Here is a 19,822-nt window from a genome sequence, read left to right on the forward strand (position 1 = left end):
CGGTGATCACCGGCGTCGGTCAGCGTGAGTCGGGGCACGCGCCTGGAGATATCGGAGGGCGCACGTGCGTCGTACCCGTTCCACGAGATCGAGATCCACAGTGCTCACGGCCGGGGCGGCGGCCTTGCTCGCCGCGCTCGGCCTGGTTTCCCCGCCGGTCGCGGGGGCCGCCTCGGCGTCCACTCCGGACGCTTTCACCGAAACCGCGCAACAGCAGATCGCCGCCCTGCAGGCCGTCAAGGCGGGCCGCACCGCCGCCGAGTCCAAAGTGGACAGCAATCTGCTCGCCGCTCAGAAGGGCGTCACCAAGCAGCTCACCGCGCTGCAGTCGGGGGCCGCGGTGTCTTCGGCCGGGACCGTCCTGGTCGACATCCGCGCGAGCAAGGTCACCCCGGACCTCATCGGCTCGCTGACCAAGGCCGGGGCCGGCATCCGCGCGGTGTCCGACCGCTACGCCAGCGTCCGCGCCGAGGTCCCGCTGAACCAGGTCGGCGCGATCGCCGCGCGCGGCGACGTGAAGCGCGTCGAGCAGGCCGACCAGGCCATGACCGCTCGCGAGCTGGCCACCCCGGCGACGACGCCGGCCAAGACGGAATCCAAGCAGCAGAAGGCCGACCGCATCGCCGGCGAGCTGCAGAAGGCGGTCTCCGCGAAGTCGCAGCGCAGCGCCGCCGCGGCCGCCACCCTGACCAGCGAGGGCGACCGCGCCCACAACGCGGACATCGCGCGCCAGCAGTTCGGCGTCACCGGCGTCGGCGTCAAGGCGTGCGCGCTCTCCGACGGTGTCGACTCCCTCTCGGCCTCGCAGGCCCGGGGCGAGCTCCCGCCGGACGTCGACGTCATCGCCGGCCAGGAGGGCGACGGCGACGAGGGCACCGCGATGCTCGAGATCATCCACGACCTCGCGCCCAACGCGAAGCTCGGCTTCGCCTCGGCGTTCAACTCCGACGCCAGCTTCGCGGACAACATCCGCAAGCTGCGCTTCGAGTCGCACTGCGACGTCATCGTCGACGACGTCATCTACTTCAAGGAATCCCCGTTCCAGGACTGGATCATCGCCCAGGCCGTGAACGACGTGACCGCGGACGGCGCGCTGTACTTCTCGTCGGCGGGCAACGAGGGCAACGTCGCCGACGGCACCGCCGGGCACTGGGAAGGCGACTTCGTCGACTCCGGCAAGTCGGTCGGCAAGTTCGCCGGTGTCGCGCACAACTTCGCCGGCGCCGCGGGCAACCAGATCTACGAGCCCGTCTCCGACGCCTCCTCGGCCGGTGTCCCGGTGACGCTGCACTGGTCCGACCCGATCGGGCACTCGGCCAACGACTACGACCTCTACCTGCTCAACGCCGCGGGCGCCGTGGTCAGCTTCAGCCAGAACGTCCAGGACGGCACCCAGGACCCGTTCGAGATCCTGCAGACGCCGCTCTTCGGCGGCACCGGGCTGCGCCTGGCGGTCGTGAAGTTCTCGGGCCAGAACCGCTACCTGTCGCTGTCCGCGCTGCGCGGCCGGTTCAAGGACTCGGCGGACGGCCTCAAGGCCTACAACACCCCGGGTGTCACGGTCGGCCACTCGGCCGCGCGGGACGCCTTCAGCGTCGCGGCGGCTCCGGCGGCGGCGGCGTTCGGCCGGCCGCTCGAACCGGGCGACCCGGCCAACCCGGCGGGCCCGTACCCGGCGGCGTTCAGCGGTGCCACCAAGGCCGAGCGGTTCACCTCCGACGGCCCGCGCCGCGTGTTCTACGAAGCCGACGGCACGCCCATCACCCCGGGCAACGTGTCCTCGACCGGCGGCGAGGTCCGGAACAAGCCGGAGATCACCGCGGCCGACGGCGTCAAGACCAGCGTGACCGGGTTCAACCCGTTCTTCGGCACCTCGGCCGCCGCGCCGCACGCGGCCGCCATCGCCTCGCTGGTGCTGTCCGGCAACCCCGGGCTGCCGCCGTCCGAGGTGCGGGAAGCGCTGATCAACACCGCGATCGACATCGAGAAGCCGGGCAACGACAACTTCACCGGCGCCGGCGTCATCCTCGCGGACAAGGTGCTCGCCTACACCGGCGCCAGCCCGCAGCCCCTCGCGGTGGCGAAGCAGCCGACGGTCACCCCGGCCGACGGCGGCTCCGCGCTCGACCCGGGCGACACGGCCAAGGTGACGCTGCCGGTGACCAACGAAGGCGACGGCACCGCCGTGTCCACCAGCGTCGTGCTCAGCAGCCCGACCCCGGGTGTCACGGTGGCGCCGCGGTCCAAGTCCTACGGCACCATCAGCCCGGGACAGACCGGCGTCAACGACTTCACCATCACCGTCCCGGCGACGCAGCAGCTCGGCGCGCCGGTCGTGCTGAACGCCCGCGTCACCTTCGCCGGCGCGCACTCGCCGACGACGACGTCGTTCTCGCTCCCGGTCGGCACCCCGTCGCCGGTCGCGCAGGACTTCGCCTACACCGGCGCGCCGGTGGCGATCCCGGACAACAGCCCGGTCGGGGCGTCGGTGACCATCCCGGTCACCGGGGTCGGCCGTGCGTCCAAGGTGGGCTTCTCCATCGACGGCACCAGCTGCAGCACCGGCACCGCCTCGACCACCGTGGGACTCGACCACACCTACGTCGGTGACCTGGTCGGCTCGCTGACGGCGCCCTCCGGGGCGAAGGCGACGGTGTTCCAGCGCAACGGCGGCTCCGGCAAGAACCTGTGCCAGGTCGTCTTCGCCGACACCGCGGCGACCGCGTTCAGCACGGTGACCTCGGCCAACGCGCCGTTCACCGGCACGTGGCGGCCGACGCAGTCGCTGACCGGCGGCCTGACCGCCGCGGCGGTCGACGGCACGTGGACGTTCTCCGTGGTCGACGCGGCGGGCGGCGACGTCGGCTCGATCCGCTCGGTCGCGTTGCACATCAACGGGTTCGTGCAGCCCCCGGCGGCCGGCGCGCCGTCGAACGTGCGGGGTTACACCAACAACGGCCCGGTGCACCCGCTGTAAGCAGTAGTTCGTTGCGGGGCCGTCGCGGTGATCGCGGCGGCCCCGTACCGTTTTCCCCATGGCGAAAGCGCGGCAGGTCTCCGGTGGCGGACGCGCCGTCGAGGTACCGCCGGAGCGCCTTGCCGGCTGGTTCGAACGCTTCGCCGCGTCGCACGGCGGGATCGTCGCCACCTCGGGAACACCGCGCGAAGTCCGCGTGACCGCCGCCGATGACTCCACCGCGACCGCGACCGTCCCTTTCGGACCCCTCGAAGAACCCTCCGTCGACGCGCTCGTCGCGCACGCACTCCGCCCGCGGACGATCGCCCTCGTGCTGGTCCGCCGTGGCGGCCACAGCATCGGGATCGCGCGGGACGGGCGGATCGAGGTCTCCCGCACCGACCGGCACCTCGTCCAGGGCCGCTCCGCGGCGGGCGGCTGGTCGCAGCAGCGCTTCGCCCGCCGGCGCGCGGGCCAGGCGCGGCACGCGCTCCAGGACGCGGCCAAGGACGTCTTCGAAGTCCTCCTGCCGAGATTGTCCGAAGTGGACGCCGTCGTGCTCGGCGGGGACCGGCGGGCCCTCGACGAGCTGCGCGAGGACCGCCGGCTCGCGCCGCTGTTCGCCCGTGCGGAACCGCGCGTGCTGGACGTCGGCGAGCCGAGCTACGCCGTGCTCGAGGACGCCGCCGCGCGGGCGCTGTCGGTGCAGGTCACCCTGCGCGACGGGTGAGACCGCACACGTCCGGAAAAACTCCTCGACCCCGGCCCGTACACTGGACACCGTGGATATTCAGCTGGAGTGACGCCGCGGCCCTCGCGGCCGCCTGATGCTGTCCTCCGTACGCCCCCTTTCCACGGGAGTTCCCCTTGATCACGGCCACCGGCCTTGAGCTGCGCGCGGGTTCGCGCATCCTGCTCAACGGCGTCACCGTCCGCATCCAGCCCGGCGACCGCATCGGCCTCGTCGGCCGCAACGGCGCGGGCAAGACCACCTCGCTGAAGGTCCTCGCCGGCGAAGGCGAGCCGCACGCGGGCGAGGTCCGCCGCAGCGGCGAGCTCGGCTACCTGCCGCAGGACCCGCGCGAAGGTGATCTTTCGGTCACCGCGAAGGACCGCGTGCTCTCCGCGCGCGGCCTCGACAAGCTGATGCGCGACATGGAGAAGGCCCAGGCCTCGATGGCCGAGCTCGTCGACGAAGCCGCGCGCGACAAGGCCATCAACCGCTACGCCCGGCTCGAAGAGCGCTTCGCGTCGCTCGGCGGGTACGCCGCGGAGAGCGAAGCCGCGCGGATCTGCTCGAACCTCGGCCTGGCCGACCGCATCCTCGCCCAGACGCTGCAGACGCTTTCCGGTGGTCAGCGCCGGCGCGTCGAGCTGGCGCGGATCCTGTTCGCCGCGGCCGAAGCGGGCGCCGGCGGCAAGTCCGAGACGATCCTGCTGCTCGACGAGCCGACCAACCACCTCGACGCCGACTCCATCAACTGGCTGCGCGGGTTCCTCAAGCAGCACGACGGCGGCCTGGTCGTGATCAGCCACGACGTCGACCTGCTGGCCGACGTCGTCAACAAGGTGTGGTTCCTCGACGCCACCCGCGGCGAGCTCGACCTGTACAACATGGGCTGGCAGCGCTACCTCGACGCCCGCGCCACCGACGAGAAGCGCCGCCGCCGCGAGCGTGCCAACGCCGAGAAGAAGGCGTCGGCCCTGCAGCAGCAGGCCGCGAAGCTCGGCGCGAAGGCCACGAAGGCCGTGGCGGCCAAGAACATGGCGCGCCGCGCCGAGCAGATGCTCTCCGCGCTGGACGAGACCCGGGTGGCCGACAAGGTCGCCCGGATCAAGTTCCCGGACCCCGCTCCCTGCGGCCGCACGCCGCTCACCGCCGAGGGTCTCTCGAAGTCCTACGGCTCACTGGAAATCTTCACCGGCGTCGACCTCGCGATCGATCGCGGTTCGAAGGTCGTCGTACTCGGGTTGAACGGCGCGGGAAAGACGACTTTGCTCCGCCTCCTCGGTGGAATGGAAACTCCGGACACCGGCGAGATCGTGCCGGGTCACGGAATGCGTTTGGGCTATTACGCTCAGGAACACGAAACTCTTGATCATGATGCGTCGGTGTGGGAAAACATCCGACATCTCTCACCGGACACCGGTGCTCAGGAGTTGCGGAACCTGCTCGGCTCCTTCCTCTTCACCGGCGAACAACTCGACCAGCCGGCCGGGACGCTTTCCGGTGGCGAGAAGACCCGGCTCGCGCTGGCGGGCCTGGTCTCCAGCGCTGCCAACGTGTTGCTGCTCGACGAGCCGACGAACAACCTGGACCCGGCCAGCCGGGCCCAGGTCCTGGACGCTTTGCGCAGCTTCGCGGGCGCGGTCGTGCTGGTCACGCACGACCCCGGCGCGGTCGAGGCGCTCGAGCCCGAGCGGGTCATCCTGCTGCCCGACGGCACCGAGGACCACTGGTCGGCGGACTACCTGGAACTTGTCCAGCTCGCGTGATCGATGCGTCCATTCGGGTGCAAGATCACTCCCGCCCGGCACTGGAATGGCCCAATGTGATCGCAATTTCGGCTGTTTTAGGGCTGTCGTCTGGCAATCCGGCGCTCAGTGTTCGATCATTGCCCCGGCAGGGGCCGATATGTGGCCCAGAACACTCTCGGCGGGAAGGCGATCGACGTGGCTGATCTCAAGAAAGGCGCGCGGATCACCGGCAACACGCGCGACAAGCTGGCCGCTGACCTGAAGAAGAAATACGAGAAGGGCTCGAGCATCCGGGCCCTCGCGGAGTCGACGGGCAGGTCCTACGGGTTCGTGCACCGGGTGCTGTCGGAGTCCGGAGTCCAGCTGCGGGGGCGCGGCGGGGCCACCCGGGTCAAGAAGAAGTAGCCGAGGACTGCTGCGCGGGGGGCGCAGCGGGAGCTTCGGCCACGCGGAACACCAGGTGGGCCCCGAGCAGGACCAGCGGGTACACCAGGTAGCCGTAGCGGGTGGCCGGGGTGAGCAGGATCAACGCGCCGAGTCCGACGGCGATGCGCAGGACTGCGCCGGAGCCGTTCGCGGGGGGCCGGCGCACCAGCCAGACCAGCACGGCCACGGCCGCGGCGCCGACGAGCACGAACGCCGTCACCCGCCCGAGGACGCCGAGTTCGGCGATCAGGTGGCCCGGCAACGGGCTCGCCGCGGGCGACCGCACGGCGCCCATCCCGAGGGGGAACCGGAAGACGTGTTCGACGAACGCCGCCGGATCCACCAGGTAGACGGGCAGGTGCAGCGCGGCCGTCGTCGCCACCAGCGCTGAGGCGAACCGCCCGACCGCGGGCCAGCTCTTCCCGCGGCGCACGAACACGAACACCACCAGCACCGCGGCCGCGGGCGCGACGATGAGCTTCGCACTGACGACCAGCGCCAGCACCAGGCCCGACCACGCGACCCGCCCGGTGGCGGCGAGCGCGCAGGCGAGCACCAGCAACCCGACGATCGCCAGGTCCGGCCCGGCGACGGCCCAGGTGAGCGCGGTCAGCGGGCAGGCCAGCGCGAGCTGCGCGGCGCCGACCGGCACCTTCGGCCACTTCAGCAGTTTCAGCGTGCCCAGCACGCACGCGCAGGCGGCGAGGGCGAACATCCAGCGGGCGTCGGTGAGCGCGTCGGTGAGCGGGGTGCCGCCGAACAGCGCGCGCGGCAGGCCGAAGGCCGCCATGACCGGGCCGTAGGGCGTGTAGTCGTTGACCTCCGGCGCCCGGCCGAGCGCGGTGACGTCGACGTACGGGGTTCCGTGGTGCAGCAGCAGATCCGCGGACCGCTCGATCACCCAGACCTCGGGCTGGGCGGCCCACGAGAACGGCGTGATCAGCCAGTCCACCCCGGTCAGGCGGCGGATCACCAGAAGCAGCAACGGAAGGATCATTGCCAACAACGCGACGGCGGCGATGCCGCACCAGCGCGAGCCGAGTACTCCGTGCGGCGTACGGCCGGTGCGCGCGGAGAGCAGCAGCCACCCGCTGTGCAGCGCGCCGAAGCCGTACGCGACGGTCGCGAAGTTGCCCCAGACGCGGTAGCCGTAGAACTCCGAAAGCAGCGCGGTCGGCAGCGCGAAGGCCAGGCAGGCGAGGTAAAACCCCAGGTCCCAGCGCAGGGCGGCGACGCCGGCTTCGCGCGCGGGTGCCGTGAAGAGCTGTGCCGTGCGCTGCCACGCGGGCGCCCGGCCCACCTCCGTTTCCACCTCTTGAGGCTACCGAGGGGCCCGGTGCCCGGTTCAGCCGACGTCGCGCAGGCGGGGGAGCAGTTCCGCGGCCGCTTCCGCCGCCTTCACGACGTCCTCGTGCCCGGTCGGCATCAGCACCAGCTCGGTGAAGCCCGCTTCGACGTAGCTCTGCGCGAGCCGCAGCGCACTGTCCGCATCGGACGGCAGCCGGAACTGCACCGCCCGGCGGATCGTCGCCGGATCGCGGCCGGCCGCCGCGCAGTGCTCGTCGAGCACGCGCGAAAGCCGTTGCAGCTCGGCGATTTCCGTGCCCGGCAACGCCGCGTTGAGCCAGACGTCGGCGTGCTCGGCCACGACCCGCAGGCCGCGCTTCTCCCCGCTGCTGCCCAGCCACAGCGGCGGTTTCTGCTGCACCGGCTTCGGATCGCTGATCGCGCCCGTCAACGTGTAGTGCTTCCCGGCGAACTCCGTGGCCGGCCGGGTCCACAGCAGACGGAGGATTTCGCAGGCCTCGGCGAGCCGTTCGACGCGTTCGACCGCCGGCGGGGTGGGCGTGCCCATCATCGCGTCGGTGAGCGCGTCGCCGCCCGCGCCGAGGCCGACGTCGAGCCGGCCGCTTGAGAGGTGGTCGACCGTCGTGGCGATCTTCGCGAACGTGCCCGGGTGGCGGTTGGTGTTCCCCGACACCAGGCATCCGAGGCGCACCCGCTTCGTCGCCTCGGCCATCGCGGCCAGCAGCGTCCAGCCGTCGAAGATGTCGCCGGTGCGGTCGGGGCCCATCGGGGCGAGGTGGTCGAACACCCAGCAGCCGTCGAACCCGGCGTCGTCGGCGATGGCCCAGACCTCGCGGAGCGCGGCGACGCCGAGGTGCTGCTGGGGTGGCTTGAGTCCGACGGTGGTCATAGCGCTCTCCTGATTATCAGTTGAAAGAATCATCAGTAAAACTGACGATCAGCGTAAGGGTAGAGTTCTCGCATGTCCAGCGACCTCGGAGCGCCGCCCGCCGTCACGCGGCGCCTCGGTTACCTGCTCAAGCACGCCCAGCTGCGGCTCGCCGAGCTGGCCGAGCCGTTGTACGCGCCGCTGGGGATCACCGGCCGCCAGCTCGCGCTGCTCACGCTGTTCGGCGACGGTCCGGCGCTGTCGCAACAGGACGGCGCGGCGCGCCTGGGCATCGACCGGACGACGATGGTCGCGCTCGTCGACGAGCTGGAGGACAAGGGACTGGTTCGGCGCGAGGTCGCGCCGGGCGACCGCCGCAAGCGCCTCGTGACGCTCACCGGCGAAGGCGAGCGGGTCCGCGCGGCGGGCGAAGACGTCACCCGGCAGGCTGAGGCACAGTTGCTGGCGCCCCTGGCGGATGCGGAGCAGTTCCGCGACGCGTTGGGGCGCGTTGTTCGCGGGGAGTGAACGGCGGCGGGAAGCAATCGGACAGCGGCCGCGTTGTCCAGGTCATATCCGGAGAAAACCTCAGCTATAGTAGAGGTTTTGAGACTGGGGGTTCCCCATGGACAACACCTGGGCGCTGCTGAGCTCGGCGATGCGCGCCAACGACGTGCCGAAGGGGCTGAGCCGCGGCACGCTGAAACGCGTGGCCCGGTTCGCGCGGCCGCACTGGCGGCGGCTGCTGGCCTTCCTCGTGCTGACCGTGGTTTCGGCGGTCCTCGCGGTGACGACGCCGGTGCTGGCGGGCAAGGTGGTCGACGCGATCGTCGGCGGGCGTGACCTGCCGCTGGTCGTCTGGCTCGCCGTCGTCATCGCCGGACTGGCGATCGCCGACGCCGGGTTCGGGCTCATCGAGCGGTGGCAGTCCGCGCGCATCGGCGAGGGCATCATCTTCGACCTGCGCCGCGCGGTGTTCGAGCACGTGCAGCGGATGCCGATCGCGTTCTTCACCCGTACCCGCACCGGCGCGCTGGTGTCCCGGCTGAACAACGACGTCATCGGCGCGCAGCGGACGTTCACCGCGACGCTGTCCGGCCTGGTCACCAACACGATCCAGCTGGCGCTGTCGCTGGCCGTCATGCTGACGCTGTCGTGGCAGGTCACCGTGCTCGCGCTGGTGCTGCTGCCGATCTTCGTGCTGCCGGCGCGCCGGCTCGGCCGCCGGATGGCCGGGCTGCAGCGCGAGGCCGCGAACCTCAACGCGGGCATGACGACGCAGATGACCGAGCGCTTCTCCGCGCCGGGCGCGACGCTGGTGAAGCTGTTCGGCCGGCCGGTGCAGGAGGCGGACGACTTCGCCCTGCGGGCCGGGCGGGTGCGTGACATCGGTGTCCGGACGGCGATGCTGACCCGCTGGTTCATGACCAGCCTGACCCTGGTTTCGGCGCTGGCGCAGGCGCTCGTCTACGGCCTCGGCGGGTACCTCGCGCTGACCGGCAAGCTCGCGCCGGGCACGGTCGTCGCGCTGGCGCTGCTGCTGACCCGGCTGTACGCGCCGCTGACCGCGCTGGCCAACGTCCGCGTCGACGTCATGACCGCCCTGGTGTCCTTCGAGCGGGTCTTCGAGGTGCTGGACCTGGAACCGATGATCAAGGAGAAGCCGGCCGCGCGGGCGCTCCCCGCTTCGGACGGCGTCTCGGTGGAGTTCTCCGACGTCCGGTTCGGGTACCCGGCGGCGGACCGGTATTCGCTGGCGTCGCTGGAAGACGTCGCCACGCTCGACCACCGCGGTGGTGACGAGGTGCTGCACGGCATCTCGTTCCGCGCCGAGCCGGGGCAGATGGTCGCGCTGGTCGGGTCTTCGGGCGCGGGGAAGTCGACGATCGCGTCGCTGCTGCCGCGGCTGTACGACGTCGACTCGGGGTCGGTGCGGCTGTCCGATGTGGACGTCCGGGACCTGACTTTCGCTTCGCTGCGGGAAACCGTCGGCGTCGTGACGCAGGACGGGCACCTCTTCCACGACACGATCCGCGCCAACCTCGCCTACGCGCGCCCGGGCGTGACGGACGACGAGATCTGGGAGGCGCTGGAGCGCGCGCGGCTCGGCGAGCTGGCGCGATCGCTGCCGGACGGCCTCGACACGACGGTGGGCGAGCGCGGCTACCGCTTGTCGGGCGGCGAACGCCAGCGGCTGACGATCGCCCGGCTGCTGCTGGCGCAGCCGAAGGTGGTCATCCTGGACGAGGCGACCGCACACCTGGACTCGGAGTCCGAGGCGGCGGTGGGCGAGGCGTTGACGCACGCGCTGGCGGGCCGCACGGCGTTGGTGATCGCGCACCGGTTGTCGACGGTGCGGGCGGCGGACAAGATCCTGGTGCTGGAGCACGGGGAGATCGTCGAGAGCGGAACGCACGAGGAACTGCTGGCCGCGGGGGGCCGGTACGCGACTTTGCACGCGACGCAGTTCGCGGAGGAGGAGCCGGCGGTGGCGTGAGCGGGAGAGAGGCGGCGCGCGGGAAACCCGCGCGCCGTTCCCGTCAAGCGGTCTGCTCCGCCAAGCTCTCGTACACCGCGTTGACCAGCGCCATCTTGCGGGGGTCGTCGCGGATCAGCGGGCCCAGCTGGTTGAGCGTGTAGCCGAAGGAAATGCCGTTCTCCGGGTCCGCGCCGCCGGTCGAGCCGCCCAGGCCGTCGTGGCCGAAGGCCGCCGGGTTCGGGCCGAAGCCCCGGGCGTCGCTGCCCAGGTAGAAGCCCAGGCCCCACTCGTTCGGCAGGCCGAGCACCGCGTCGATCTCCTTGCCCTGGCTCTCCCGGGCGCGGGCCAGCGTCGGCGCCGACAGAAGATCGCCGGTGGCCAGTGCCCCGTAGATCGTGGCGATCGCGCGGGCCGTTCCGTGGCCGTTCAACGCCGGCATCACCGCGCGCCGGAACGCCGGGTCGTTCGCGTGGTGACCCGCGAGCTGGGGATTGGTCAGCGCTGCCTGCGCGACCGGACCGGCCGCGGCGAACGCCGTGGCCAGCGCGTTCGCCATCTCCTCGGTCATCACCGGGTCGACGAGCGTCGCGCAGCGGTCCAGGTCGGCATCCGACGCCAGGCCGATCGAGAAGTCGGCGTCCAGCGGCCCGGCGACCTGCTCGGCGAAGAACTCGCGGACGCCCTGCCCGGCGATCCGCCGGACGACCTCGCCGACGAGCCAGCCGTACGCCAGCGCGTGGTAGCCACCCGCGGATCCGGGCACGTACAACGGTTCCTGGGCCGCCAGCAGCGACGTCATGAGGTCCCAGTCGTACAGCTCCTCGACCCGCACGGGCCGGTCGAGGCCGATCCCGGGGACGCCGGAGCGGTGGGTGAGCAGCCACCGCACGGGCACCTCCGCCTTGCCCGCCGCGCCGAACTCGGGCCAGTATTTCGCGACCGGCGCGTCCACGTCCAGCTCGCCCGCGTCGACCAGCTTGTGCGCGCAGATCGCGGTCATGCCCTTGGTCGTCGACCACACGTTGGCGAGCGTGTCCGGCTGCCACTCGGCGGTGCGTTCCGGACCGGACCAGCCGCCCCACAGGTCCACCACGACTTCGCCGTCGCGGATGGCCGTGAACGCCGCGCCCAGCTCGCCGCGGGAGCGGAAGTTCTCCTCGAAGGCCGCTCGCACCGGTTCGAAGCCGGGCGCGCACTCGCCGTGCACCGTCGCCGTGGCGCTGTCCATCGGACCTCCTCGGGGACGACCGGTCCACACCGACCAGTCGGTATGTCGACGTTAAAACGGCCGGGCGCGCCCGTCAAGACGCACCCGGCCGGTGCTTTCCCACCAAGTCAGCGCAGTCGCGGCACGATCTCGCCGTACTTGGCCAGCAGCGCCTTGTTGGCCTCGTCGCCACCCTCCACATTGGAGCTGCGCCACAGCGGGACGTCGAGCCCCTCGGCGGTGCCGCGGTCGTAGACCTGGGCGAGCACGAGGTTCCACAGGAACGCGTTGACCACAGTGGACAGCGGCGCGGTGCGCGGCGCGTCCGGCGGGTAGCTCGCGTCGCCGGGGATCACCAGCGAGTCCAGCACCACCGTGCCCTGCTCCACGAGGTTGCTCGACGACCGCTTCGGCGCCGCCGCCACGCACGCCCGCGACGTGATCGCGATGACCGCGGCCCCGCGCTTGCGGGCCTCGATGCACAGCTCGACCGGGTACGGGTTCGACCCGGACGTCGAGAAGACCACCAGCACGTCGTCCGGTCCCGGCGCGCGCTCGGAAAGGACTTCGGCGGCCAGGCCGCTGCGCCGCTCGGTCTGCGTGCTGCTCACCGCGCCGTGCAGCGGCAGCAGGTCCGGGTGGTACAGCGGGTAGACGCAGGCCAGGCCGCCGGCCCGGTAGAACGTCTCGGCGACGGCCGCCAGCGAGTGCCCGGCCCCGGCGGTATAGACCAGTGCGTCGGCCCGGATCACCCCCAGCACCAGATCCGCGGCTTCGCGCACTGCCTCCGCGTTGGCCTGCTCGACGTCCGCCAGTTGCTTGGCGACGCTGCCCGAGATGTCCGTGGCGCTCACCACACCCACCCTTCCGTAGGGGATCGGGCGCCGAATCTACCGCGAAGATGGTGGTGCGCGGTGGAATAGCCCGGTGGCCGGGCGGGGTTGACCCGAATGCGGGCGAGGAGGACTGGGTGAGCGAAGCGGAACCGGCCGTGTCGGTGCGGCGGGCGCGCGGGCGGACCGAAGCGGTCGTGCTCGTGCTGCACGGCGGCGCCGAGCGCGGCACCGGCGGCGTGCCACCCTGGAAGCTCGCGTTCCTGCGGATGGTGCCGATCGCGCGCGCCCTGCACCGGGCCGGCCGCCGGCACGGCGTCGAGGTGCGGCTGCTGCGCAACCGGCGCTACGGCTGGAACGCCCCCGCCATGGACCCGATCGACGACGCCCGCTGGGCCCTCGAGCGCATCCACGCCGACCACCCCGGCCTGCCGGTCGTGCTGGTCGGCCACTCCATGGGTGCCCGGGTGGCGCTGCGCGTGGCCGACGACAGTGCCGTGCGCGGGGTCTGCGCGCTGGCGCCGTGGACGCCGCGCGGCGAGCCGGTGGCCGCGGTCGCCGGGCGGGCGGTGCTCATCGTGCACGGCACCCGCGACCGGATGACCAGCCCGGCCGAGTCGCACGCCTTCGCCGAACGCGCCGAGGACGTCGCCGCCCGCGTCGCCCGGTTCGAAATCGCGAACGAGGGACACGCGATGCTTCGCCGGTCATCCGTGTGGACCCGGCTGACGATTGCTTTCACACTGGAAGTGCTCGCTGGGGACGCCGATGCGGAACTGCGTGGCGCGTGGGCCGCGCCGGGGCCCGAGCGGCTCCGAATACCCGTGTGAAAGGGCCCCGAACAGGGCATTCGGCGAAACGCGCCGCGGGGGTGCGGCGACTACGATCGATCACCGGCGCACTTGGCCGGCCGGAGGGAGAACCGTGACCACCTCGAGTGTTGACCGTGCTCGGGAAATCCCCGACGAGTCCCGCTGGCCGGGCCTGGCCACCCCGCCGCACTCCGCGCTGCGGGCGCGGATCGCCGCCGCGCTGTTCCGCCGCGCGGTCCGCCCGCTCGACCTGCGGGTGGTGTTCCCGGACGGCACCGTCCTCGGCGCCGGCGGGCCGGAATCGCCCGAAATGCGCATCTTGCGTCCCGAAGCGTTCTTCCACCGCCTCGGCGTCGACGCCAAGATCGGCTTCGGCGAGTCCTACATGGCCGGTGACTGGACCGCGTCCGACCTGGCCGAGGTGCTGACGCCGTTCGCCGAGCGGATGGCCACCCTGGTGCCGCCGGTGCTGCAGAAGTTCCGGCGGATCGCCGAGCGCACGCAGCCGCCGTCGGAGGAGAACACCCTCGAAGGCGCGCGGGCCAACATCCACCGGCACTACGACCTGTCGAACGACCTCTTCGGCGCCTTCCTCGACGAGTCGATGATGTACTCCTCGGCGCTGTTCGGTCCCGGCGAGGACCTGACCGGAGCCCAGCACCGCAAGATCGACAGCGTGCTCGACTACGCCGGCGTCCGCCAGGGCAGCGAAGTCCTCGAAATCGGTACCGGATGGGGTGAACTCGCCATCCGCGCGGCCGCCCGCGGCGCGCACGTCACGTCACTGACCATTTCGGAGGAACAGCGGGCGCTGGCGACCGAGCGCATCGCCGCGGCCGGGTTCTCCGACCGCGTCGAAGTGAAGCTGTGCGACTACCGCGAGTCGAGCGGCCAGTACGACGCCGTGGTCAGTGTCGAGATGATCGAGGCCGTCGGCGCGTCCTACTGGCCGGCGTTCTACGCCACGATCGGGGAGCGGCTGCGCCCCGGCGGGCGGTTCGGCCTGCAGGCCATCACCATGGACCACGACCGGATGCTGGCGGCCTCGCGCGCCTACACCTGGATCCACAAGTACATCTTCCCGGGCGGCATCATCCCGTCGGTGCGCTCGATCGAGGAGGGCGTCAAGGCGAACACCAGGCTCAAGCTGGCCGGGATGCGCGAGTTCGGCCAAGACTACGCGCGCACGTTACGGTTGTGGCGCGAACGGTTCCTGCACCGCTGGGCCGACATCGCCGGGTTCGGGTTCGACGACGTCTTCCGCCGGATGTGGGAGTTCTACCTGGCCTATTCGGAGGCCGGGTTCCGCTCCGGGTACCTCAAGGTCCACCAGTTCGGCTACGAGGCGACCGGCAAGTAACCTCGCCGGACAACCCGACCCGATGCCGGACGTCTTCCAGTAGAGGACGTGCGGTGTACTGACGACGACAGCTTTGTCCGGATCGGGATTGGGTGATGGAGATGACGTACCGTGGCGACGACGGCGGGCGCCGCATGCCGCCCCGGCCTCCCGCGCGTCCCCGGGACCACCAGCGCGCGCAGATGATGCCGCTGCCCGGGCGCGGCCAGAGCCCCTACGACGAGCGCACCCGCCCGATGGGCACCCGCGAGGACGAGCGCCAGTACGCGCCGCCCCCGCCGCCCCGGCAGGACCCGCCCCGGCGGCCCGTCGACGACGACTACCCGCCGTCCCGGCCGCCGCGCCGGCGCCGCTGGGGCTTCGGCCGGATCCTGCTGACGCTGCTGCTGGTGTTCGTGGTGTTCCTCGCCGGCATCTGGGTCTACCTGGAGTTCTCCATCAAGCGCGTCGACGCGCTCACCGACTACTCGGGCCGCCCGGTCGCCGCGTCCGGCACCAACTGGCTGATCGTCGGCTCCGACAGCCGCGAAGGCCTCACCGCGGAGGACGAGGAGCGGCTGGCCACCGGCGACGTCGCCGCGGCCGGCGGCGGGCAGCGCACCGACACGATCATGGTCGCGCACATCCCCGACAACTCCACCAAGCCGACGCTGCTGTCGCTGCCGCGCGACTCCCAGGTGAAGATCCCGGGCCACGGCACGAACAAGATCAACGCGGCGTTCTCGCTGGGCGGGCCGTCGCTGCTGGCGCAGACCGTCGAAGGCGCCACCGGGCTGCACATCGACCACTACGCGGAGATCGGCTTCGGCGGGTTCGCCAAGATCGTCGACGCGATCGGCGGCGTCGACATGTGCATCGACAAGGACATGAACGACACGATGACCGGCATCAGCATCAAGGCCGGCTGCCAGTCGCTCGACGGCCGCTCGGCGCTGGGCTTCGTCCGCATGCGCCACAGCGACGCGACGCCGCGGTCGGACCTCGACCGCGTCGCCAACCAGCGCAAGTTCATCGGCGCGCTGGTGAGCCAGATCGCGAGCCCGGGCACGCTGCTCAACCCGTTCCACTTCTTCCCGCTGCTGGGCTCCGGCCCGGACGCGCTGACGATGGACTCGGGCGACCACGTGCACAACCTGGCCGGCCTGGCGATCGCGATGCGCGGCATCTCCTCGGGCGGTGTCGTGACCACGACGGTGCCGGTCACGAACGGCTCGGCGGAGAACTGGGACAAGACCAAGTCGAAGCAGCTGTTCGACGCGCTGAAGAACGACACGGAGATCCCGGACAGCGTCATCGTCAATTAATTCGGGCGCGGTTTCGATTCGGCCGGGGCACCATGGACGCCATGGAGACCCCGGCCGAGTCGTTCACCCGTGACGAGTTTTCGCTGACCCGCTGGCAGTCCGGCGACCGCCCGGCCGTCGCGGCCGCGGTTTCGGGGTCCGGCGCGCACCTGGCCGACTGGGTCCCGTGGGCGGTCGGCGGCTACACGGAATCCGACGCGGCGGAGTTCCTGCGGCGGACGCACGAGAACTGGGAAACCGGCCGGGCGTACGAGTGGGCGATCCGGGTGGCCGGCTCGCTCGCGGGCGCGATCGGTGTGATGACCCGCGAGGGCGGGGTCGAGATCGGCTATTGGCTCGCGAAGGAGTTCACCGGGCGCGGCCTGGTGACGCGTGCGGTTTCGCTGCTGGTTTCGGACGCGTTCGCGCGTGGCGCGGGATACGTCGAGATCAAGCACGACGAGGCGAACGTCCGAAGTGGAGCGATCCCGGCCCGGCTCGGGTTTTCCGTGGTGCGCAAGGAACTCGCGGACGACGAGGTCCGGCCGGTGGCCTGCGTCGGGGTCAAGCAGGTGTGGCGGAAGGAGAAGCCGTGAAGGAGACCTACACCGGCGACGGCTTCACCTTGACCCCGCTGGGAGTTCGCCGACGAACCGGAGCTGACTGCGACGGTCGCCGGGTCCCTCGGCCACCTCGGGGCCTGGCTGATCTGGGCCACCGGCGGCTACACCGCCGAGGACAGTGCCGAGTTCCTGGAGCGCACCCGAAAGAACTGGGAGAGCGGGGAAACGCACGACTTCGCCATCCGCGTCGACGACGCGGTCGCGGGCGGCATCGGCACGATGAGGCGTGAGGGCGGGGTCGAGATCGGCTACTGGCTCGCGTCCGACTACACCGGCCGCGGCCTGATGACCCGCGCGGCACGGCTGCTCACCGAGGAGGCGTTCCGGCTCGGCGCGGGGTACGTCGAGATCAAGCACGACGAGCTGAACGTCCGAAGTGGAGCGGTGCCCGCTCGCCTCGGTTTCGAAAAGGTGCGCGAAGAGCCGGCCGAGAAGCCGCTCGCCCCGTCGTGCACGGGTGTCAACCACGTCTGGCGGCTGGAGAGACCGTGAACTTGGGTTACGTGACGGAACCAGGGCACCGGTGGCTGTGCGAGCGACGCACGATCGCGAGCCGGGCCGAGAGGCGCGGGAACCGCGCCGAGGCGCACGACTACGACGTCCGGCGGCGCCGGCGCGACCGCCCGCGGGGCTGGCCGGCGGCCGGCGTGCGCCGGCCGCCGGGCTGGCCCCCGCGGGGTTGGCGTCGCTAGGAAACCTTGTCGCGTTCCCGCAGCACCTTGAGCGCCTGGTCGGCGTGGACCGTGAAGTTCAGCTCGCTCTTGATCTTCTCGAGCACCCTGCGGTCTTCGCCGATCACGAACGTGACGCGCTTGGCGTGCAGGGGCAGCAGTTTCCGCCAGACGCCGAACTGCTTCGCGACTTCACCCTCCACATCGGACAGCAGGGGGTAGTCGAAGCCGTTGGCCTCGGAGAACTGCCGCTGCTTGGTGACGCCGTCCGGGCTGATCCCGATCCGGTGCGCGCCGACCTCGGCGAACTCGGCGGCGAGGTCGCGGAAGTGACAGCTCTCGGCGGTGCAGCCGCCGGTCATCGCGGCGGGGTAGAAGAACAGCACGACCGGCCCGGTGGCCAGGAAGTCCGACAGCGTGCGCTCGGCGCCCTGGTCGTCGGGCAGCGTGAAGTCGGGGGCGAGGTCTCCGGCGTCCATGGACGTCCCTTCTCGTCGGCGGCAGAACCCATCCTGCCTGGCCTTCGGAGCCGGCACCGCACCGGCTTGGTCAGGGCGCCGGGTGGCGGGCGATCAGCTCGTCGACCTCGTCGCCCGTGGCCGAGTCCGTCACGAACGGGCCGCGGGCCGCCAGCACACCCAGCTGACGCAACCGGGCCGCCTGCTCGTGCGTGCGGACCCCCTCCGCGCCCACGCGGAGCTTCAGCTCGCGTGCCCGGGTCACCAGCTGCGTCAAGTGCCGCAGCGCCGGCTCCGGTGGGGAATCCGTGTCCAGCGCGTCGATCACCGGGCCGGACAGGATCACGTGGTGGACCGGCAGCCGGTGCTGGGGGATCAGCTCCAGGTCCGCCGAACCCGAGATCGTCAGCACCAGCTGCGTGCCCAGCTCGGACAGCACCGCGAACGAGTCCAGGACCTCGCCGCGCGGGTCGAGGACCGAGTCGCGGTCCGTGCACAGCCGGAGGGCGTCGGCCGGCAGCTCGTGCTTGTCCAGCTGCTCCTTCACCAGCAGGACCAGGTCCGGGTCGATGGCCAGCCGGGTCGGCAGCCGGACGCACACGTCCGGGGCCGCGTCGCCGAAGCGGGCGCGCCAGCGGGCCGTCGCCGCCAGGGACTCCGCCAGCAGCCAGCGCCCCAGCGGCACCGTCATCCCCGTCGTCTGGGCCAGCGGGTAGAACTCGTCCGAGTCCAGCTCGCCCTTCTCCGGGTGGTTCCAGCGCAGGCCCGCGTTGACCGCGGCGAGGCTGCCGGGGTCGGCCAGGCGCACCGTCGGCTGGTAGACGAGCGAGAACTCGCCGTTCTCGAGCGCTCCGGCGATCACCGCGCCCAGCTGGTAGCGGCCGCGGTCGCGGGCGTCCAGCTCGGGGTCGAACAGCATCCACTGCGCCTTGCCGGCCTCCTTGGCCCGGTGCAGCGCGATCTCCGCTGCCCGCAGCAGCTCCGCCGCGCCGCCCTCGACGGCCGCGCGCACCACGATGCCCGCGCTCGCGCTCACGCCGATGCCGTGCCCGCCCAGGTAGATCGGCTCGTTGAGGTCCTCCAGGGCCCGCTCGACGAGCTCGACGACCTCGGCGGCGGTGAGCTTCCCGCGCAGCAGCACGGCGAAACCGTCGCCGGACAGCCGCGCGACGAACCCGTCGTGGTGGCCGGTGAACACCGCCGACAGCTTGCCCGCGACCCCGCGCAGCACCTGGTCGCCGACGCCGGCACCGAGGCCGTCGTTGACCACCTTGAAGCCGTCGACGTCGAGGTAGATCAACGCGATGTCGTCGCGCGCGCCGGCGCCGAGCGCCGCTTCGAGCTTGGTGGTGAACGACGACGCGTTGGGCAGACCGGTCAGCGGGTCGTGCACGTTCTGGTGCAGCAGCCGTTCCTGCAGCAGGTGCAGCTCGTTCACGTCGGACACCATCAGCACCGGGTAGACCGACCCCGGCCGGTCGCCGGGCAGCCGGGCGAGGGTGACGTCGGTCCAGAGCTGCCCGTCCTCGGTGTGGTCGAGCAGCATCCGCTCCCGGTAGCGCTCACGCCCGCCCCGCACCTGCTCGAGGCCGGCCTTGAGCCGCGAGACGTCGTGGTCGGTGGAGCCGAGGTCGGTGAGGTGCCGGCCGCGCAGCTCGTCCGGCGAGCAGCCGAGCAGCTGGCCGAGCGCGAGGTTGGCCTCGACGATCTCGCCGCCGGGGTCGGCGAGCGCGATCCCCATCGGCGACGCGGCGTAGAGCGCCGTGAACCGGTGCAGGGCGCCGTCGTGGCCCGGGCCGGCGTGGTCGACCGCGTCGTGCGCGATCTCCAGCAGCAGTGGCTCCAGCTCCTCCGGGGGAAGTGTTACTCCTTTGGTGTCGGCCAACGTCGCCGCCCACCTGCGCGCCACGTCCAGCAGTCCTGGCGCGGCACCGGGCTCAGGCACACTCCACCTCTTCATGCACGGGTCAGGCCAGTTCAGCCGCGGTGTCGGGGATCATGAAGCCACACTAGGTACCCCTCGGCCGCGACCGATGCCACGCCATCATGCGCGTAACGGG

At 71.6% G+C, this 19,822-nt stretch carries 17 protein-coding genes; 11 read left to right on the forward strand and 6 right to left on the reverse strand.

Annotated features, from left to right (window positions below; genetic code table 11):
- Nucleotides 1-100: 100 nt before the first annotated feature.
- From ACERZO_RS00815 to ACERZO_RS00830, 4 genes are all read left to right on the forward strand, one after another.
- Nucleotides 101-2,977, forward strand: coding sequence for a S8 family serine peptidase (locus ACERZO_RS00815; RefSeq protein WP_372660107.1), 2,877 nt, complete (start codon nt 101-103; stop codon nt 2,975-2,977).
- 58 nt (nt 2,978-3,035) lie between these two features.
- Nucleotides 3,036-3,686 carry an acVLRF1 family peptidyl-tRNA hydrolase gene (locus tag ACERZO_RS00820; RefSeq protein ID WP_372660109.1) on the forward strand — a complete coding sequence of 217 codons (651 nt, stop codon included), beginning with the start codon at nt 3,036-3,038 and terminating at the stop codon, nt 3,684-3,686.
- A 137-nt stretch (nt 3,687-3,823) separates the two neighbouring features.
- On the forward strand, nt 3,824-5,452 hold the full coding sequence (locus tag ACERZO_RS00825; RefSeq protein WP_372660111.1) for an ABC-F family ATP-binding cassette domain-containing protein: 1,629 nt from the start codon (nt 3,824-3,826) through the stop codon (nt 5,450-5,452).
- Between the two features lie 177 nt (nt 5,453-5,629).
- The gene (locus ACERZO_RS00830; protein ID WP_003071237.1) at nt 5,630-5,839 is read left to right on the forward strand and encodes a helix-turn-helix domain-containing protein; all 210 of its coding nucleotides are present in this window, start codon (nt 5,630-5,632) and stop codon (nt 5,837-5,839) included.
- On the opposite strand, the gene ACERZO_RS00835 is transcribed toward ACERZO_RS00830, so the two are convergent.
- Nucleotides 5,826-7,172, reverse strand: coding sequence for a glycosyltransferase 87 family protein (locus ACERZO_RS00835; protein WP_372660114.1), 1,347 nt, complete (start codon nt 7,170-7,172; stop codon nt 5,826-5,828). The genes ACERZO_RS00830 and ACERZO_RS00835 overlap by 14 nt on opposite strands.
- A 33-nt stretch (nt 7,173-7,205) precedes the next feature.
- Nucleotides 7,206-8,057 carry an LLM class flavin-dependent oxidoreductase gene (locus ACERZO_RS00840; protein ID WP_372660116.1) on the reverse strand — a complete coding sequence of 284 codons (852 nt, stop codon included), beginning with the start codon at nt 8,055-8,057 and terminating at the stop codon, nt 7,206-7,208.
- 72 nt (nt 8,058-8,129) lie between these two features.
- On the opposite strand from ACERZO_RS00840, the gene ACERZO_RS00845 reads away from it, so the two are divergent.
- Nucleotides 8,130-8,564, forward strand: a complete 435-nt coding sequence (locus ACERZO_RS00845) for a MarR family winged helix-turn-helix transcriptional regulator (protein WP_372660118.1) — start codon at nt 8,130-8,132, stop codon at nt 8,562-8,564.
- 97 nt (nt 8,565-8,661) lie between these two features.
- A complete protein-coding gene (locus tag ACERZO_RS00850) occupies nt 8,662-10,533 on the forward strand; it encodes an ABC transporter ATP-binding protein (RefSeq protein ID WP_372660120.1) in 1,872 nt (623 codons plus the stop codon).
- A gap of 43 nt (nt 10,534-10,576) precedes the next feature.
- Here ACERZO_RS00850 and ACERZO_RS00855 read toward each other — a convergent pair whose 3' ends face one another.
- Both ACERZO_RS00855 and ACERZO_RS00860 read right to left on the reverse strand, forming a co-directional pair.
- Nucleotides 10,577-11,743 (reverse strand): serine hydrolase domain-containing protein, encoded by a 1,167-nt coding sequence (locus tag ACERZO_RS00855; protein WP_372660122.1) that lies wholly within the window; start codon nt 11,741-11,743, stop codon nt 10,577-10,579.
- Between the two features lie 107 nt (nt 11,744-11,850).
- Nucleotides 11,851-12,579 (reverse strand): SIS domain-containing protein, encoded by a 729-nt coding sequence (locus ACERZO_RS00860; protein ID WP_372660124.1) that lies wholly within the window; start codon nt 12,577-12,579, stop codon nt 11,851-11,853.
- Between the two features lie 113 nt (nt 12,580-12,692).
- Between ACERZO_RS00860 and ACERZO_RS00865 the strand changes: the two genes are divergently transcribed.
- The 5 genes from ACERZO_RS00865 to ACERZO_RS00885 all read left to right on the forward strand — a co-directional run bounded on the left by ACERZO_RS00865 (nt 12,693) and on the right by ACERZO_RS00885 (nt 17,125).
- Nucleotides 12,693-13,385 carry an alpha/beta hydrolase gene (locus tag ACERZO_RS00865; RefSeq protein ID WP_372660126.1) on the forward strand — a complete coding sequence of 231 codons (693 nt, stop codon included), beginning with the start codon at nt 12,693-12,695 and terminating at the stop codon, nt 13,383-13,385.
- A 94-nt stretch (nt 13,386-13,479) separates the two neighbouring features.
- Complete coding sequence (locus ACERZO_RS00870; RefSeq protein WP_372660128.1) at nt 13,480-14,727, forward strand: class I SAM-dependent methyltransferase; 1,248 nt, start codon at nt 13,480-13,482, stop codon at nt 14,725-14,727.
- Nucleotides 14,728-14,822: 95 nt separating this feature from the next.
- Nucleotides 14,823-16,031: an LCP family protein gene (locus ACERZO_RS00875; protein WP_372660130.1), complete on the forward strand. Its 1,209-nt coding sequence runs from the start codon at nt 14,823-14,825 to the stop codon at nt 16,029-16,031.
- A 41-nt stretch (nt 16,032-16,072) separates the two neighbouring features.
- Nucleotides 16,073-16,606 (forward strand): GNAT family N-acetyltransferase, encoded by a 534-nt coding sequence (locus ACERZO_RS00880; RefSeq protein ID WP_372660131.1) that lies wholly within the window; start codon nt 16,073-16,075, stop codon nt 16,604-16,606.
- A 156-nt stretch (nt 16,607-16,762) separates the two neighbouring features.
- On the forward strand, nt 16,763-17,125 hold the full coding sequence (locus ACERZO_RS00885; protein ID WP_372662869.1) for a GNAT family N-acetyltransferase: 363 nt from the start codon (nt 16,763-16,765) through the stop codon (nt 17,123-17,125).
- 196 nt (nt 17,126-17,321) lie between these two features.
- On the opposite strand, the gene ACERZO_RS00890 is transcribed toward ACERZO_RS00885, so the two are convergent.
- Together ACERZO_RS00890 and ACERZO_RS00895 are read right to left on the reverse strand one after the other, a co-directional pair.
- Nucleotides 17,322-17,783 carry a peroxiredoxin gene (locus ACERZO_RS00890; protein WP_372660133.1) on the reverse strand — a complete coding sequence of 154 codons (462 nt, stop codon included), beginning with the start codon at nt 17,781-17,783 and terminating at the stop codon, nt 17,322-17,324.
- 70 nt (nt 17,784-17,853) lie between these two features.
- Entirely contained in the window at nt 17,854-19,671 is a 1,818-nt protein-coding gene (locus ACERZO_RS00895; protein WP_372662872.1) for a putative bifunctional diguanylate cyclase/phosphodiesterase, read from the reverse strand.
- Nucleotides 19,672-19,822: the final 151 nt, after the last annotated feature.

The organism is Amycolatopsis kentuckyensis (genome assembly GCF_041679295.1).
GTDB lineage: Bacteria > Actinomycetota > Actinomycetes > Mycobacteriales > Pseudonocardiaceae > Amycolatopsis > Amycolatopsis kentuckyensis_A.